The organism is Aliiroseovarius sp. Z3 (assembly GCF_029105185.1).
Classification (GTDB): domain Bacteria; phylum Pseudomonadota; class Alphaproteobacteria; order Rhodobacterales; family Rhodobacteraceae; genus Aliiroseovarius.
Genome location: NZ_JAFMZK010000006.1, coordinates 22953 through 40251, shown reverse-complemented (window position 1 = coordinate 40251; position 17299 = coordinate 22953). Strand labels below are relative to the sequence as shown.

Below are 17299 nucleotides of genomic sequence, written 5' to 3'. Positions count from 1 at the left end.
TCCACGATGAACAGAACCGAGTTTATCATCGTCACCGCCATTATCCTGTTCGTGGCCTTCGCGCTTGGGTGGTTCACCCATTGGCTGATCCATCGGTTCGTTCACGTCGCCGGAACGGAAATGGATGAACTGGACAAGATGGCGCAAGCCCTTCACGAAGCGGAAGAAACCCGCGATCAGGCCATGACCTATCTACAACAACGCGAAGCGGAAATGTCCAACCAACTGCAACAAACCGAAGCAGAGCTAAGCGCCGCCATGGATGGTCTGCGCGACGCCCGGCAGGAAGCAGGTGAGCTTCGCGCCTATATCGAGCGGGTTCAGCAGGCGACCTGACGGTCGTTCGAAAACTCCATCGGCTCTTCGTCAAGAATGGATATTGAATCCAATATGGGGTAGCGCCCTCTTTCCTTCCATGCTCAACTGATTCCATTGCGAACAGAATGATATGCCGGAGGAGGCACGGGCATGGCTCCAAACATCCTTTTCATCATGTATGACCAGTTGCGGTTCGATTACCTCAGCTGTGCGGGACACCCGACGCTGAAGACACCGAACTTCGACCGCGTGGCCGCGCGGGGCGTTCGATTTGATCGCGCTTACTGCCAGTCCCCCGTCTGTGGTGCCAGCCGGATGAGCACCTATACCGGTCGCTATGTCTCTTCGCACGGTGCGTCGTTCAACAACTTCCCGCTGAAGGTCGGCGAAATGACGATGGGCGATCATCTGCGAAAGGCGGGCATGGGCTGCTGGCTGATCGGCAAAACCCATATGAAAGCCGATGCCGAAGGGATGGCCCGGCTGGGTCTGTCACCAGACAGCGTGATCGGCGCACGGGTCGAGGAATGCGGCTTTGATGTCTGGATCCGAGATGACGGGTTGTGGGCCGAGGGTCCGGCAGGGTTCTACGACCAGAAACGCTCGCCCTACAACGAATACCTCAAGGCAAAAGGATACCCGTCTGATAACCCGTGGCATGACAATGCCAATGCAGGCGTGACGGACGAGGGCGACATCGCGTCCGGCTTTCTGATGATGCACGCCAACAAGCCTGCCAACATCCGTGAACAAGACAGCGAAACACCGTGGCTCACGTCACGCACCATCGACTTCATTGAAGCGCAGAAGGGCAAAGCCCCATGGTGTGCCCATGTGAGTTTCATCAAGCCCCACTGGCCCTATATCGTGCCCGCGCCTTACAACGATATGTATGGCCACAATCACATCAAGCCAGTGGTCCGGTCGGAAGACGAACGCCGCGATCCTCACCCGGTTTATGGCGCTTACATGGAAGGTGGCATCGGCACCGCCTTTTCCCGCGACAAGGTGCGCGAAACCGTCATCCCCGCCTATATGGGGCTCATCAAGCAATGCGACGACCAGCTGGGCCGGCTTCTGGATTATCTTGATGAGAGCGGGCAGACCGACAACACCGTCATCGTTCTGACATCGGATCACGGGGATTATCTGGGGGACCACTGGATGGGGGAAAAGGACTTGTTCCACGACCCATCCGTGCGGGTGCCGCTGATCATCGCCGACCCGCGACCCACAGCAGATACGACCCGCGGAACAGTTTGCAACAGGCTGGTGGAACAGATCGACCTAGCTGCGACCTTTGTCGAGATGGCGGGCGGCGAAGTGCCGGATCACATCCTTGAAGGCCGCTCGCTGCTGCCGCTGCTGGGCGGGCACGAAGTGGCGTGGCGGGACTATGCGATCAGCGAGTATGATTTTTCCACCTCGGGCGCAGCCACCAGACTGGGGCTGGATCCAAAGGATTGCCGCCTGTTCATGGTCGTCACCGACCGCTGGAAGATGATGCATGCCGAGGGTGGGTTCCGCCCGATGCTGTTTGATCTGGAAAATGACCCTGACGAACTGGTCGATCTTGGCGCTTCGGACGACCATACCGAGGTAATCAAGACGCTCTATACCTATCTCCACAATTGGGCGCGTCGGCAATCCCAGCGCACCACCGTATCGGATGCGCAAATCATGACACGGCGCAAGGGTGGCTCGGGAAAAGTCGGTATCCTTCTGGGTCTTTTCGGAGACGAGGACATCCCCGAGGAATACCTCGCCGCCTATTCCGGCAAGGCGACGCCGGTCGGCAAGGCCTGACCATGCGGCTTTTCTCGACCCGGAACCGCCCGGTGCATTTGGGGCCATACCCGCTTGAAGATTTGCTTCGGGTACGCCGCGCGCCCGACCTGTCCGATATCCCCGGATTGGCGCCTGTCAGTTTCAGCCGCCCGGACAGGCCAGACAGCATCGTCAACGCCATGGCCCCCTATCAGGCAGCATTGGATGCCATCCGCGATGGGGATGTGAACCCGGCACGGGCAACCATCCCGGGTGATCCGGTGGAACGAAGTGAACATCTGAAAGCATTTGGCTATTTCTCGGATGCGTCCATGGTGGGCATCTCGGAGTTGAATTCGGATGATCTTCTCAGCCAGCCGATCATCAACCCCAATATCGAGGCGCTGGTCACATCACTGGATCACCGCGAAGTGCGCACCCTGGCTGCTGGCATTGACACATTGATGGCCGAGCTGCGCGATAGCCTTAAGTCAACGCCCCGTCCGATCAGCAGCCACCGGCATGCAATCGTGTTTCTGTATGAACACCACCGCGACCCCAGGCCGGACGAACCCGGCGCCGACTGGATCATGGACACACAGAAGCAGCGTGCCTGCCTGTTGGGGGCCGAGACCGCCATTGTCATCGCAAACTACATCCGACTTCTGGGCTTTGATGCCAAGGCGCATACCGGGGCCGCAACAGATGTGGATTTGCATCGGCTGGCTGTGGCAGGCGGGCTGGCCACCGTGGAAAACGGACAACTTGTTGCACCCTGGATCGGCCCCCGGTTCGGGTTGGCCGCCGTGACGACGGAAATGGCCCTCGCGCCCGACGAACCTCTTGCCCCTATGTCACAACAACCCTGGCACCGGATCAACGGCCCGTCATGGTGGCTGGGCACGAAGACCACGAAATCCGCCCTGAACCGCGATCCCTTTGCCAAGCGCGATTATGCAATGGGTGCCCATCCGTTCGAACGTCTGAAACGGGTGGACACTCCGACCACTTACATTGACGAAGCCAACGTCGCCCGCGTTCCGAAACGCGCCGACATGTTCGCCCGTGCCCAGTTCGGGGATATGGGGAAACATCTGCAAGAACATTCATCCGGCGGCTTGTATGTGCGTAAGGCCGCGCCCAGCTATGCCCAGCGCCGCGCATTGGGATTGCTGACGCCACTGCAAGACGGGCCCATCGCGGATCCGGCCAGCCGACCTGCCGATCTGGTCGACAACGCCAATGCTCTGAAAGCCGCCTGCTATTTCCTTGGCATCGACGCGGTCGGCACCAGCCGTTGCCCCGACTGGACGTGGTACAGCCACGACGCGACGGGGGCCGAAATAACGCCCGCGCATGATCAGGCGATCTCGATGATCGTGGATCAGGGCTTTGAAACGATGGAAGGCGCGTCGGGCGACGACTGGATTGCCGTCAGCCAATCCATGCGCGCCTATCTGAGGTTCTCGCTGATTGGCGGCGTGATTGCGCAGCAGATCCGCAACCTTGGCTACTCTGCCAAGGCGCATACCGTGATGGACGGCACCGTTCTTCAGCCGCCGCTTTTGCTGCTGGCGGGATTGGGAGAGGTCAGCCGGATCGGCGAGGTGATCCTGAACCCATATCTTGGCCCGCGCCTTAAATCCGGGGTGGTGACGACCGATATGCCGATGGCCCATGACAAGCCGATTGATTTCGGTCTGCAACGGTTTTGCAACTCCTGTAACAAATGCGCGCGGGAATGTCCGTCAGGCGCGATCACGGCCGGGCCGAAGCTGATGTTCAACGGCTATGAGATATGGAAGTCCGACAGCCAGAAATGCACCACCTTTCGCGTGACCCAGCCCGGCGGCGCGATGTGTGGGCGCTGCATGAAAACCTGCCCGTGGAACCTTGAAGGTCTGTTTGCGCAAGCGCCGTTCCGTTGGGCGGCCTCGAACCTGCCGGGTGCGGCCCCGGTGTTGGCCAGACTGGATGACGCAGTCGGGAACGGAGAGCTGAACGACACGAAGAAATGGTGGTGGGATCTGAAACTCGGCCCGGATGGCGGGTATCACCCGACAGAAGACCCGGTGAATCGGCGTGGGCTGACCCGTGAACTGAACCTGAAATACAATGATCAGACGCTGGCGGTGTATCCGGCCCCCCTCGCTCCTCCGCCCTATCCCTATCCTTTCCCGATGGATCGCGAGGCGGGTATCGCGGCCTATCAGGCCATGATTCCAGCCAGCGAATACCGCGCACGGTTGGCGACGGGCGACGTGTCCATGATCCACCGCTATACCGTCCCTGACGATGCGCCAGTGGTTCAACTGGTGGTGAACCGCGTCGAACCGATGACCGAAAGCGTGACAAAATACGAGCTGTCTTCCCTCAATGGCGCGCCGCTTCCCCAATGGACAGCGGGCGCACATCTGGATGTGTTGGTGTCGCCCGATTTTCTGCGCCAATACTCTCTGTCCGGTGATCCGGCGGACCGTATGACCTATCAGATCGGCGTATTGCGTGAACCAGAAGGGCGCGGCGGGTCGGCTTTGCTTCATCGGATATTTTCCGAGGGGCGAAAGGTCTTTGTCGCCAAGCCAATCAACCACTTTGAACTGAACGAAAGCGCCACCAAGACATTCCTGATGGGCGGCGGGATAGGCGTGACACCGATGATCGCTTTTGCCCACCGCCTGCACGCCATCGGCGCGGATTTCGTGCTGCATTACTCGGCCAGTCGACGGGCAGATGCCGGATTTCTGGACGATCTTGCCGCGATGCCATGGTCAGACCGTGTGCATTTTCATTTCTCGGATGAAGATACGCGGGCCGACTTCGATGCGATCTTGTTGAACCCACCCGATGGCACCCATGTCTATTGCTGTGGGGGCGACCGCTACATGTCGGCGGTGATGGAGGCTGCAGAACGGCAGGGGATCCCGGAAGCCGCGCGCCATCTGGAATACTTCAGTCCACCTGAACAGCCCGACTACGAAAATCACCCGTTCACCCTTAAGCTCAAAAATGGGCGACGGATTGTGGTGGCCGATGACGAAACCGCGGCAGATGCCCTGAACGCTGCGGGCATACATGTCGATGTCAAATGCTCGGACGGTATCTGTGGCGTCTGCAAATGCGGCGTTATCGCGGGCGATGTCGAACACCGCGACTTCGTTTTGTCCAACGCCCAGCGCAGCGAAAGCATGATCTTATGCCAAAGCAGGGCCGCTGACCCGGACGGCGAGATCGAGATCGACCTTTAGCAAAACGAAAATCACAGGAGGTCAGGTTATGAAGACCCGACAGGCGACAACAGAAGACGCGGCAGAAATCAGCGCATTCCTTAAGGAATTGGTGGATCGTGGGAAACGAAAAAGACCATGGGAGGAAACGTTTGTTCGTGATTGCTACGTCAACAATCCCGATGGCATTCAATGCAGCGTTGCCGTGGACGACGATGGCACGATCCTTGGGATGCAGGCCCTGTCGCGTGCAGTGCAAGGCAATATCTACGACGTGACGCCCGGTTGGGGCATTATTGGCACGCATGTCAAACCCAGTGCGGCCCGCCGAGGTGTCGGGAAAGCCCTATTCGCTGCAACGCTCACGGCGGCACAGAATGCGGGCATCAAGAATATTGACGCGACCATCGGTTCCACGAACGCCGAAGGTCTGGCTTATTACGAGGCGATGGGGTTCCGCACCTACAGGTCGGCGGATGGGGCGATCTGCAAGATGCTAGAGGTCCCGGCACCCTCAGCCTGACGCATTTTTGCCAAGGCCACACCTATTCGGCGTGTGCAACCTCTTTCGGCAAGGTCAGCAAGAAAGTGGAGCCGTCAGGGCCGGTCTGCTCCAACACCATCGTGCCACCATGACCCCGTGCCAGCTCGGCGGCGATGGCCAGCCCAAGACCTGACCCACCTTTGCGGTTGGTGCCTGCAAAGGGTTGAAACAGATGGTCCTGGGCGGGTTTGGGAAGGCCCGGCCCGGTATCCGCCACGCGAATCTGCCAATCCGTGTCGGTTTCTTTGGCCTGAACGGCAATTTCACCCGGCTTGCCGGTTGCGACAATTGCCTGTCGCGCGTTGCGCACAAGATTGGACAGAACGCGATAAAGCTGTTCGGGATCTGCGCGCAAGGTCATACCGGTCGGAATATCTTCGGCAAACGACAGGTCATGGTCGCCAGCGGCCAATCGCTCACTGTCAAATATGTCGCCCGCAAGATCGGTCAGCACCACCCATCCCAGCGACGGCGCAGGTTCCTCGGCCTTCCCGAAAGTAAGTGTGTTTTCACACAAGCTGACGGCACGGTGGATCGAGTTCACCAGCTTTGGGCCCACCCGTTTCACCATCGGATCCTTACTGCTTTCCATGCGGTCGGCAAACAGTTGCGCGGTCGTCAGAATATTCCGCAAATCGTGGCTGATCCGGGCCACCGCGCCGCCTAGTTGCGCCAGCCGTTCCTTCTGCTTCAGCGCACCGGTCAAATCGGTCTGCAGGCTTTTCAAGGCTAGCTCGGCCTCGCGCAGTTCGGTGACATTGGTGTTGGGCTGGATGATCCTGCGCGCATCTTCCGGGGCGATGGCATAGTCTTTCATATTGCTGACCACGCGCTTGATCGGTCGCACCATAAGCGAGCGCACCGCCACAAACAAAAGCCCTGCCGTGATCACCGAAATGACCGCCGACAGATAGAAGATGTTCCGCCCATATTCCAACATCGCACTGCGCAGCTTGCCCGTCATCATCGTGATTTCGATCACCAATCCGCCTTCGCGCACCGGGTCGCCGATCACGCGGATCACCTCGGGTTCCGGTGTGAACAGCCGTGCCATCGCATCCCGGATCAGGATAAAGGGTGTCGACTGCCGCAGATCGTAACTCTTATCGACCGCTGCTGGCATGGGAGAGGACAACATCAATTCCCGCACCTCATCACGCCGCAGGACAACGTTATAGACTTCGGCGTTTTCCAGAAGCTCGGCCTCCAACTCGGGGGCGATCATATCATCGGCCAAAAGCACCAGAGACGCAATTTGGGCGCGTTCCAACCGGGTGCGCAGGTAATCCTCGCGAAAGCGCGCCACGGACGGCACAAAGATCAGCACTTCGGCCAACATGACGAACAGGGTCGTCAGGATCAGGAAACGGCCTGAAAGGGTGTTAAACACGACGCGCGCTCCGCTGTTACGCCATCACGGAAGGACTCGTTGCACCAGTCCGACAATCCGCTTGACCCAAGGGTTATCAAACAGTCGCGGCGAGAAATAGGCCCCTGCTGCACGTTTGCTGACTTCCGCCATCGTGGGATAGGGCGCGACCATAGCGGCGATCTGGCTCATTTTCAGGTTATTGGCCAGCGCCAGCGCCCACAGGTTGATCATTTCACCCGCCCCCGGTCCAACAATGGAGACGCCCACGGGTCGGCCTTTCACGATCATCACCTTGATCAGCCCGTTGGTTTGCTGTGTAGCAATGGCGCGATCATTGCCTTGGAAGTCAAACCGGGCAAGTTCAAGTTTATCGCCATGTTTCTCGCATGCTTCGACTTCGGTCAGACCGATTTGCGCCAACTCAGGTGACGTGTAAGTCGCCCAGGGGATATGATCTGTGCGTTGCCTGGATGGCAGCCCAAACAGCATCGAACGGATGATAACACCCGCATGATAGCCCGCCACATGCGTGAACTGCAGCCCACCGGCCACATCGCCGATGGCATAGATCTTGCGATTGGTGGTGCGCAGACCCGCATCCACCTTGATGCCTGCGCGCGTCGGCTCTACACCTGCCGCCTTCAGATTTAACTTGTCGGTATTGGCTTTGCGCCCCACAGCGACCAGTAAATGGCTGCCCTTGAACACGCGGCCATCTTTGACTTCGACCTCGATTGCGCCGGCTTTGCCGCGAACCTCGGCCGCCATCGCATCTTCTTCGATGGCAATACCCTCGTCCCGTAAGGTGTCCAACACCTGCGCCGCCATCTCGGGGTCATCCTTACCCAGCGCTTTCATGCCCTCAATCACAGTGACCTTGCAGCCAAGGCGGCGATGCGCCTGCGCCATTTCCAGCCCGATGGGTCCGCCGCCGATGATAAGCAGGTGTTTGGGTTGTTCCTTCAGATCGAAAAGCGTTTCGTTTGTCAGGTAGCGCACGCTGTCCAGCCCTGGAATGGGGGGCACAAAGGGCGAAGATCCGGTGGCGATCACGAAGCGGCGCGCTTCGATGATGTGGTCGCCCGCCTCGACCTCGGTTTCAGATATGAACCGCCCGTATTCCTGAATGACGCGCACGCCCAGCCCTTCGAACCGGTCAACCGAATCGTGCGGCTCGATGGTCGCGATGGTTTTCCTGACATGGTCATGGGCGTCGCCCCACCCCATTCCAACCTTGGCTGCATGAAGCAATGCTTTCGACGGCACACAGCCATAGTTCAGGCAGTCCCCGCCCATCTTGTGACCTTCCAGAAGCACCACCGATGCCCCCATCTGAACTGCACCTGAAGCAACCGACAATCCGCCGGACCCTGCGCCGATGACACAGACATCAACCTTGATACGCTCAGCCATCTCAGGCTCCTTTTTTGAAGCGCTTCAGCACTATCGGCAAGGCGGCAAGCGCCGCCAATCCCAGTATGGGCAGAAGGATATGTGGCTCAAAGATGATGCCCAAATCGGGGGTCTCGCCACGGGCAAAGACCTCGCCCAGCCCGGCGCCGACGGATGTATAGACCAGCGCACCGGGCATGATTCCAACAAATGTCGAGATCACAAAGCGATAGAGCGGAACACCGACCAGTGCGGGGATCAGGTTGGCCACGAAGAACGGCACGGCGGGCACAAGGCGGATCAGGAACAAGACGGACCACTGGTTTTCGTCGATCCCATCCTTGATCGCTTTCACCTTGCCTTCGCTGGTTTCCATCCGGGCGGCGAGTTTTTCACCCAACCCCCAACGGGCGGCCAGAAAGATAATAGTGGCACCAATCGTGGCCCCGGTGACGTTAAACACCACGCCGGGAAAGGTTGCGAAAAGGAAGCCGCCGGTCAGCGTCGCAATTGTTGCACCGGGCAGCGAAAAGCCAACGATCACGACATAGGCCAAAACGAACACCAGCACGGTCATCAGGTAATTCGCATCCCGAAACGCCAATAGCGCCTCGCGGTTTTGCGCCAATGTCTCGAAACTGAGGTAATCGCGCAGCGTGAACGCCCCGATCAGGGCCACGGCAAGAATGGCCATGATCGGAAGGCGGCGCAGCATGGGATGCGGCGCGTCTTTGGGCGTCTGGGTTTTCGGTTCGGTCATCATCATATGCGGCTCCGGTGCCTGTGCGGCAGCGGGCCGCGTGGGGTTGGCATCAGGATGGGGTGAAACAGCCCCCTTGCCCACCCACATCACGCGTGGTTGAACCGTGATGACCAAATCGTTCCCACCTGTAACAAAGGGCGGAAATTTCTTCATCTGGCATTTGACTTGCCCGTCAATGCCCCCTATAGACCGGGCTTCGAATGACACACGCTCCGAATCCACCGGGATTGGGGGCATATGACGGAGACGGGCGATGAAACGCACCTACCAACCTTCGAACCTGGTTCGCAAACGCCGCCACGGCTTCCGTGCGCGTATGGCAACGAAAGCCGGTCGCAAGATCCTGAACGCACGCCGCGCGCGTGGCCGGAAGTCGCTGAGCGCATAAGCGCCGGGGCCGCAGTCATGTCTGCGCCCAAAGCTGACAACACGAAGACCGCCGAGGCCGAAGGGCCTGCGGCGGTTTCCGTTTGTGCGGACGGATCAGAACTTGCAACCCTGACGGAACGTCGGGATTTTCTGGCTGCCGCGCGCGCCCGGCGCGCCCCTGCGCCTGCATTTCTGCTGCAGGCACGTAAGCGGCGCGAAACCGAGAAAGCGCCATCTGCCCAGATTCGCATCGGGTTTACCTGTTCGAAAAAAGTTGGCAATGCCGTCGCCCGCAACCGCGCCAAGCGCCGTCTGCGCGCCATCGCGCAGGATATCCTGCCGATACATGGCAAACCCGGATGGGACTACGTGCTGATCGGTCGCGCTGAAAAAACCGCCAGCCGTGACTATGTTGATCTGAAAGCGGACCTTGTTCGCGCGCTCAATCAGATTCACACATCACGCCAGAAACCATGACCCCCGCCGCCTATCTCTTATCTTTGCCAATCCGGGCCTATCGGGTCGTCCTCAGCCCGTGGGTTGGTTGGAGCTGCCGTTATCAACCGACCTGCAGCGCCTATGCGCTTGAGGCGTTGCAAAAACACGGCGCGATCAAGGGCGGCTGGTTGGCGGCCAAACGGATTGCGCGATGCAACCCGTGGGGATCGTGCGGCTATGACCCGGTGCCCGGTTCGGATCACGACTGTACGCGCCCAGACTGACCAGATCGTGACCAGATGGACACAACCTGCGACTTCCTGAACACAGTTCTTGAAATCTCGGTTAGCCGCGCTAGAACACACCTACTCGCAGCGCACTAATCAGAAGGAGGCGTTACATGATGAATACCAGCGTTCTCCAATTCGCCTGTCGCGTTCCGGGTTTGTGGGGCACAACCGCCTCGTGATCTTCGCATCGCGCGCCTGACGGCCCCGCCAAGTTGCCCGTGAAGGGCATTTCTGACATCTCTGAAACACGTGCGTCCTGACACCATTCCTGTGTCAAAGGCCTGCGCGCGCATCAGAGAGTCCCATTAACCACAATCCAACCCAAGAGGGCCGGTTTCCTTGCCGGTATCCAATCCATGATGGACTCTAACTTTCATTCCGAGCCGCTGCGGCTCAACGATCTTGTTGACGATCTGGTCACCCGGCACGGCGCATGGCGCGTCGTCCGTGTCCTGGTCACAAACATTGCAACCCGGCGTCATCGGCGACCGCTGACAGATCATCTGTCCGATCACCTGCGACGCGACGTGGGGCTTCCACCCGGGCACCCTCCGCCACGGTTTCAAGACCCGCGGTTTTGATCTTCCTGCCCCGCAGTTTTCACCGCGGGGCGGCGAAAAACCTCTTGACCTCAAGTCGACTTGAGGTCCGACAACACATCGACATCGCGACAGGAGACAAGAAATGACTGACACACTGACCCTGCCACCCCGCGCCCACAAGACGCCCTTCCGGCTGGAAGCTACGCTGGTTGGCCTGATCCGCCGGCATGGCCGCTGGCGTGTGATCCGGGCCGCGTTCTTTGCGCGGCCCCGCCGCCAGTTCGATCTGGACACTCTGCCCCCGGCACTGAAGCGCGACATGGGGTTCCCCACGGACAGCCCCACCAAGGCGCATCCATGGCACGATCTGCTTTAGGCGGCGCGCAACCTTTGCCGCCCCGCGCCACGAATACTTGCCAGACGCCGCCAAAGCGCTTAGACGCCCGCCCATGACCGATCTTATCAGCGACCAACTGGACGACATACACCCGCTGTTTCACGGCGCGCCCTCGACCACCGAGTTCAAGAAGCTGCGCAAGCGCATCATGCGTAATGTGCGCGAGGCCTTGGACCAATACGGGATGGTTGAACGCGGCGCAAAATGGCTGGTCTGCCTGTCGGGCGGTAAGGACAGCTATACAATGCTGGCCGCGCTCTATGAGTTGAAATGGCGTGGCGTTCTTCCGGTCGAACTTCTGGCCTGCAATCTGGATCAGGGGCAGCCCGGCTTCCCCGCAACCGTCCTGCCGGAGTTTCTGGAAAAGATGCAGGTGCCGCACCGGATCGAATACGAAGACACCTATTCCATTGTCATGGACAAGATCCCGCAGGGCCGCACCTTCTGCTCGCTCTGCTCGCGCCTGCGCCGCGGCAATCTCTATCGCATTGCGCGTGAGGAAGGCTGCTCGGCCGTTGTTCTGGGCCACCACAGGGACGACATCTTAGAGACCTTTTTCATGAACCTGTTTCACGGCGGACGGCTGGCCACCATGCCGCCCAAACTGGTGAACGAAGAAGGCGATCTGTTCGTCTATCGCCCGCTGGCCCACGTGGCGGAACAGGATTGCGAAAAGTTTGCCACCCAGATGAACTATCCGATCATCCCCTGTGACCTCTGTGGCTCACAAGACGGGCTGCAGCGCCAGCAGGTGAAAAAGATCATCGACGGGTGGGAGGCGAACTTCCCCGGCCGCCGTCAGATCATGTTCAAGGCCCTGATGAACACGCGCCCAAGCCACCTTCTGGACCCGCAATTGTTTGATTTCAAAGGCCTGATGCGAGACGCTGCAGAAGATCGTGACAATTCGCTCTAATTCCCTTTGACGCATTAACCTCTGATTGACCACATGTTCCTACTTTGTCCCCGCATGGGGCATTCGCATCGCCACCTTGGGTGTGTGACGCCAACAAAAGGAACCTGTCATGGCAATCGTTCAGGGGGCTGAGCAAGTTAAACGACGTATTCGCGCGGTGTTGACCGCGCCCCATTTGGCGGCTTTTTTGCCTGCAACCATGATCCTCGCCTATTGGTATGGCGGTGAGCATCTGATGGTTCTGGTCGCCGTCGTGTTTCCTGGTCTATTGGCCATTGGTGGCGCTTTGACGCGCCCGTCACCACCGGCGCTTCGCAAAGTTGATGCAACCACTGGATTGCCGGAACGCTCCCGGCTTCTTGAACAGTTGGACCTTGGGTTCACACAAGACGCAGATTACGAGAAATCTTGCCTTGTCCTTGAAATCGACGAGATCACCAAACTGGCCGAGCAGCTTGGGAATGACGCCATTGATCATGTGTTGCGCACCGTGTCTGATCGCCTGCGGACAGCGCTGCGCGAAACCGATCTGATCTGTGTTCTGGGTGTGGGCCGCTTTGGTCTTTCCATCGACAAACGACAGCGCGTTGATCTGGAAGCAACGCTGCAATTGGCCGCCCGCCTTCAAGCCGCCGTCAGCGACCCGATCTCGCTTGATCAAACGCGGGTATTGCTGTCTTCCTGCGTGGGATTCGCTTTGCCCGGCAAGTCCCCCGAGGCCAATGGCGAGGTGCTGCTTGCAGCAGCCGAAAGCGCGCTTTCTGTCGCGATTCAGTCCGGACCCGGATCGATTCGCGCCTTTTCCAATGGCATGACACCCCGCGTCGGGCGGGTTGAACACAACCGCGACACGCTGCTCTGCGCACTGGATGAAGGGCAGATCAAACCATGGTTTCAGCCACAGCTCTGCGTGAAAACGGGGCGCATCACCGGCTGCGAGGCATTGGCCCGTTGGCAGCACCCTACAATGGGTTTGATTGCGCCGGGGGCTTTCTTGCCCGCCCTCGCCAAGGCGGGACTGCTGGAAAGGTTGGGCGAGGTTGTGCTTTTCGAAGCCCTGACGGCTCTGCGCGACTGGGAAAGTGCCGGGTTCATCGTACCCACAGTGGCCGTCAACCTCTCGGCTGACGAACTGAGCAACCCGACGCTGAGCGACAAGATCAGATGGGAGTTGGATCGGTTCGACACCCCGCCCGAGCGTTTGGTGGTCGAAATCCTCGAAAATGTAATCGCACAGACCGAAGACGACGTCGCAATCCACAATGTTACTGCGCTGACTCGTGCGGGATGTAAGATCGATCTTGACGATTTCGGCACCGGAAACGCAGCCATCGCAAGCATTGCCCGTTTCAACGTCCACCGGATCAAGATCGACCGGTCTTTCGTCACCCATATCGACAGCGACACTGATCAACAAAGCATGATCTCGGCCATCCTGACCATTGCGAAGCAACTTAATGTCGGAACACTGGCAGAGGGGGTCGAAACTCATGCAGAACATGCGATGCTTGCAGCATTGGGCTGCGACCACGCACAAGGGTATTCGATCGCAAGACCAATGCCAGCCGACGAGTTCCTGGATTGGGCATTGGCGCATGAGCAAAAAAGGGCAGCGGATATGGTTGCCCCCAAGCTTGCCTAAAGTCCAAAGCGTCGAGAATGCAAAGGGCGCGCGCCCTAAAACTGCTTGACCTTTTGCGCCCTGCCCTGTTGAACCACTCTGACCGAAATTGATGAGTGGTAGGCCCCGATGGACGACCAAAACAAGAACCTGATCCTCGCAACAGTGCTGAGCTTTCTCGTCATCACTGGATGGATGATCATGTTTCCACCGGCAGAGCCTGTCGAAGCCACCGCGCCGACCGAACAGGCGACCGCCGAAGGTCAGGTCGTTCCGGCCCTTCCCGACACCAACAGCGCGGTCGCCCCGGCGGCCACAACGGCGGATGTATCTGCCGAACAAGCAAATGTTGGCCGCGTGGAGATCGACACGCCCGAGCTTGCCGGATCCATTTCCCTTCTGGGCGGGCGTCTGGATGACCTGAAGCTCAAGGACTATCACGTCGAGCTGTCAAAAGAGAGCGACATCGTCAAACTGCTGCGCCCCACCGGCGAGGCCGAGGCATATTATGCGCTTTATGGCTGGACACCCGGTGGTCAAACGACGCTGGAAGACGTCCCTGGACCAACGACCATCTGGTCAGTTGAAACCGGCTCCAAACTGACACCGGAAACGCCAGTTACACTGCGTTGGGACAATGGCAACGGCCTGATTTTTCGCCGCACCGTGTCGGTTGACGAAAATTTCATGTTCACGATCAATCAGTCGGTCGAAAATACCGGCGACACGGCCCAGCGCATGGCGCCCTATGGGGTGCTGGCGCGTCACGGTGAACCCTCAAATCTGAAGGGGTTTTTCATCCTGCATGAAGGCGTCATCCGGCAAGTCGACAAGGAGTTGGAAGAGACCGATTATTCCGACGTGGCCGACCTGTCATTTGACGAACGCGAAGGCGCACGGGCCGACGTCGCCCAGGTCGAGGAAAACGGCTGGATCGGCTTCACGGATCATTACTGGATGACCACGCTGATCCCCGAACCCGGTCAGGGGTTCACCTCGGTCGTGCGCTATGCTGAGAAATCGGACATTTATCAAACACAAATCAGGATGCAGACACAGGATGTGGCCCCCGGTGCCACCGCCAGCGTTGAAACCCGCCTGTTCGCCGGTGCGAAAGAATGGGAAACCATCCGCGCCTATCAGAACGAAGACGGCATCCACAGGTTCATCGACTCGATCGACTGGGGCTGGTTCTTTTTCCTGACCAAGCCGATCTTTGCCGTCCTGCACTGGCTGAACGGTGTGATCGGCAACATGGGCTGGGCCATTATCGGCCTGACATTGGTGATCAAGGCGATCCTGTTCCCGCTGGCCTATAAATCCTATGTCTCGATGGCGAAGATGAAAGAACTTCAGCCCGAGATGGAGAAGCTGAAGGAACGCGCCGGCGACGACCGCGCCAAGCTGCAACAGGAAATGATGGAGCTTTACAAGAAGGAAAAGGTCAACCCGGCATCCGGCTGTCTGCCGATCCTGCTGCAAATCCCGATCTTCTTCTCGCTCTACAAGGTGATCTTCGTGACGCTGGAGCTGCGGCACGCTCCGTGGATCGGCTGGATCAAAGACCTTTCGGCGCCCGATCCCAGCTCGATCCTGAACTTGTTCGGCTTGCTGCCCTATGCACCTCCGGGTCCGGAAAGCCTTTTGGCAATCCTTTCGCTGGGCGTCTTGCCGATCATTCTGGGCATCTCGATGTGGTTGCAGCAGAAGCTGAACCCGGCGCCCACCGACCCTACTCAGGCAATGATCTTTGCGTGGATGCCATGGGTCTTCATGTTCATGTTGGGTCGGTTTGCCTCGGGTCTCGTGGTTTACTGGATCGCGAACAACACGATCACCTTCATCCAACAATACACCATCATGCGTAGCCACGGGCACAAACCGGACGTTCTGGGCAATGTCCTGAAAACCTTCAAACGCAAGTCGAAGGACGCGGGATAATGGTGCATGTCGCCGAAATCTGGCGGCATCCGATCAAGTCGCACGGGCGCGAGGCGCTTCTGAGTGTGTCCCTGAATGCAGGGGAGTGCCTGCCCTATGATCGCCATTGGGCTGTGGCCCATGACGCGGCCAAATTGGGTGAAGAGGGTCAGTGGGCACCGTGCTCGAACTTTTCGCGCGGGGCGAAGGCGCCGTCGCTGATGGCACTGGATGCTAGTTTAGACGTTGCCAGCAACACGGTCACGCTCACTCATCCAAGCCAACCCGGTATCACGTTCAACCCTGACCGTGCCGAGGATCACGGACGGTTCATCGAATGGATCTCCCCTCTTTGCCCCGCGAACCGGGCGGCACCCGCGCGGATCGTAAAGGCAGATCGCGGCATGACAGACACCGATTTCCCGTCTGTAGCGCTGATCAACCTGGCCTCTCACGCCGCTGTCGAGAAGCAGCTTGGGCAACAATTGTCCCCGCTGCGGTGGCGTGGCAACCTGATTTTGGCAGGCCTTCAGGCTTGGGACGAAAAGCACTGGATCGGCAAGACCCTTCGTATCGGTGAGGCGGAGATGGAAGTCAGGGAAGAAATAACCCGGTGCCTTGCCACCACGGCCAATCCCGACACCGGTATTCGGGATGCGGACACATTGGGCGCTTTGAAGCAGGGTTGGGGCCATCAGCAATTTGGGGTCTACGCCCAAGTTACCAAACCGGGTCATGTTCACATCGACAGCCCGGTCGAGGTGCTCGCATGAACCAGCTTCCTTTCCCTCTTGCAGACGAACCGGATCAACAAGACCGAGAGGCTGGGCGCTTGCTGTTCGCAGCCGCGACCGACTTCCTGAAAGGGGTTGTCGCGATGGACGGTCTGCCTGCGCCGGACCGGATCGAGGTTTGTTTTGCAGGACGTTCCAATGTTGGGAAATCCAGCCTGATCAATGCCCTGACGGGGCGGAAAGGGCTGGCACGCGCGTCCAACACCCCCGGCCGCACGCAAGAGATCAACTTTTTCACAGCCACCGACGGCCCCTATCTGGTGGACCTTCCTGGCTATGGCTATGCCAACGCGCCGGTCAAGGTGGTTGAGAAATGGCAGCGGCTGCTGAAATCCTATCTCTCGGGTCGACAAAATCTGCGGCGTGCCTTTGTTCTGATCGACGCGCGCCACGGCGTAAAACCCGTGGATGACGAGATCATGTCACTGCTGGACAAGTCCGCCGTGACCTTTCAAGTGGTTCTGACCAAAGCCGACAAGGTGAAGGAAAAAGACCGCGAGAAAATCCTGGCTCAGGTGCGAGGTGCGCTATCAAAGCATCCCGCAGCCTTTCCCGAGATGGTGTTGACCTCGTCCGAAAAGGGACTGGGGATCGAAACATTGCGGGCCATCATCGCAACACTGGACTGA

General features: G+C 58.9%; 16 protein-coding genes. 13 read left to right on the top strand and 3 right to left on the bottom strand.

Translation table 11 applies throughout. The features are described from left to right. Positions 1 to 6: 6 nt before the first annotated feature. The 4 genes from J3R80_RS11720 (at position 7) to J3R80_RS11705 (ending at position 5835) form a co-directional block, all read left to right on the top strand. Complete coding sequence (locus tag J3R80_RS11720; RefSeq protein ID WP_275393971.1) at positions 7 to 336, top strand: hypothetical protein; 330 nt, start codon at positions 7 to 9, stop codon at positions 334 to 336. A gap of 132 nt (positions 337 to 468) precedes the next feature. After that, entirely contained in the window at positions 469 to 2124 is a 1656-nt protein-coding gene (locus J3R80_RS11715; RefSeq protein WP_275393970.1) for a sulfatase-like hydrolase/transferase, read from the top strand. Between the two features lie 2 nt (positions 2125 to 2126). Further along, positions 2127 to 5333 (top strand): 2Fe-2S iron-sulfur cluster-binding protein, encoded by a 3207-nt coding sequence (locus J3R80_RS11710; RefSeq protein WP_275393969.1) that lies wholly within the window; start codon positions 2127 to 2129, stop codon positions 5331 to 5333. A 28-nt stretch (positions 5334 to 5361) separates the two neighbouring features. Next, positions 5362 to 5835, top strand: coding sequence for a GNAT family N-acetyltransferase (locus J3R80_RS11705; RefSeq protein WP_275393968.1), 474 nt, complete (start codon positions 5362 to 5364; stop codon positions 5833 to 5835). A gap of 22 nt (positions 5836 to 5857) precedes the next feature. On the opposite strand, the gene J3R80_RS11700 is transcribed toward J3R80_RS11705, so the two are convergent. From J3R80_RS11700 to J3R80_RS11690, 3 genes are read right to left on the bottom strand one after another with little or no spacing between them, the layout of a single operon-like run. Next, positions 5858 to 7246 carry a HAMP domain-containing sensor histidine kinase gene (locus J3R80_RS11700; protein ID WP_275393967.1) on the bottom strand — a complete coding sequence of 463 codons (1389 nt, stop codon included), beginning with the start codon at positions 7244 to 7246 and terminating at the stop codon, positions 5858 to 5860. 24 nt (positions 7247 to 7270) lie between these two features. Next, the gene (locus J3R80_RS11695; RefSeq protein WP_275393966.1) at positions 7271 to 8641 is read right to left on the bottom strand and encodes an FAD-dependent oxidoreductase; all 1371 of its coding nucleotides are present in this window, start codon (positions 8639 to 8641) and stop codon (positions 7271 to 7273) included. A 1-nt stretch (position 8642) separates the two neighbouring features. Beyond that, entirely contained in the window at positions 8643 to 9380 is a 738-nt protein-coding gene (locus J3R80_RS11690) for a TVP38/TMEM64 family protein (RefSeq protein ID WP_275394155.1), read from the bottom strand. A gap of 256 nt (positions 9381 to 9636) precedes the next feature. Here J3R80_RS11690 and rpmH point away from each other — a divergent pair, with 256 nt between their 5' ends. The 9 genes from rpmH to yihA all read left to right on the top strand — a co-directional run bounded on the left by rpmH (position 9637) and on the right by yihA (position 17299). After that, entirely contained in the window at positions 9637 to 9771 is a 135-nt protein-coding gene (rpmH, locus tag J3R80_RS11685; RefSeq protein ID WP_005980833.1) for a 50S ribosomal protein L34, read from the top strand. A gap of 17 nt (positions 9772 to 9788) precedes the next feature. Next, a complete protein-coding gene (gene rnpA / locus J3R80_RS11680; RefSeq protein WP_275393965.1) occupies positions 9789 to 10229 on the top strand; it encodes a ribonuclease P protein component in 441 nt (146 codons plus the stop codon). Further along, entirely contained in the window at positions 10226 to 10474 is a 249-nt protein-coding gene (gene yidD / locus J3R80_RS11675; protein WP_275393964.1) for a membrane protein insertion efficiency factor YidD, read from the top strand. Before rnpA ends, yidD begins: the two co-directional genes overlap by 4 nt. Before the next feature lie 690 nt (positions 10475 to 11164). After that, a complete protein-coding gene (locus J3R80_RS11670; protein WP_275393963.1) occupies positions 11165 to 11398 on the top strand; it encodes a hypothetical protein in 234 nt (77 codons plus the stop codon). 85 nt (positions 11399 to 11483) lie between these two features. Next, on the top strand, positions 11484 to 12335 hold the full coding sequence (ttcA, locus tag J3R80_RS11665) for a tRNA 2-thiocytidine(32) synthetase TtcA (protein WP_275394154.1): 852 nt from the start codon (positions 11484 to 11486) through the stop codon (positions 12333 to 12335). 109 nt (positions 12336 to 12444) lie between these two features. Continuing rightward, entirely contained in the window at positions 12445 to 13977 is a 1533-nt protein-coding gene (locus J3R80_RS11660; RefSeq protein ID WP_275393962.1) for a GGDEF domain-containing phosphodiesterase, read from the top strand. Between the two features lie 108 nt (positions 13978 to 14085). Next, positions 14086 to 15897 carry a membrane protein insertase YidC gene (gene yidC / locus J3R80_RS11655; protein WP_275393961.1) on the top strand — a complete coding sequence of 604 codons (1812 nt, stop codon included), beginning with the start codon at positions 14086 to 14088 and terminating at the stop codon, positions 15895 to 15897. Next, positions 15897 to 16649 carry an MOSC domain-containing protein gene (locus J3R80_RS11650; protein ID WP_275393960.1) on the top strand — a complete coding sequence of 251 codons (753 nt, stop codon included), beginning with the start codon at positions 15897 to 15899 and terminating at the stop codon, positions 16647 to 16649. Before yidC ends, J3R80_RS11650 begins: the two co-directional genes overlap by 1 nt. Then, complete coding sequence (gene yihA, locus J3R80_RS11645; protein WP_275393959.1) at positions 16646 to 17299, top strand: ribosome biogenesis GTP-binding protein YihA/YsxC; 654 nt, start codon at positions 16646 to 16648, stop codon at positions 17297 to 17299. Before J3R80_RS11650 ends, yihA begins: the two co-directional genes overlap by 4 nt.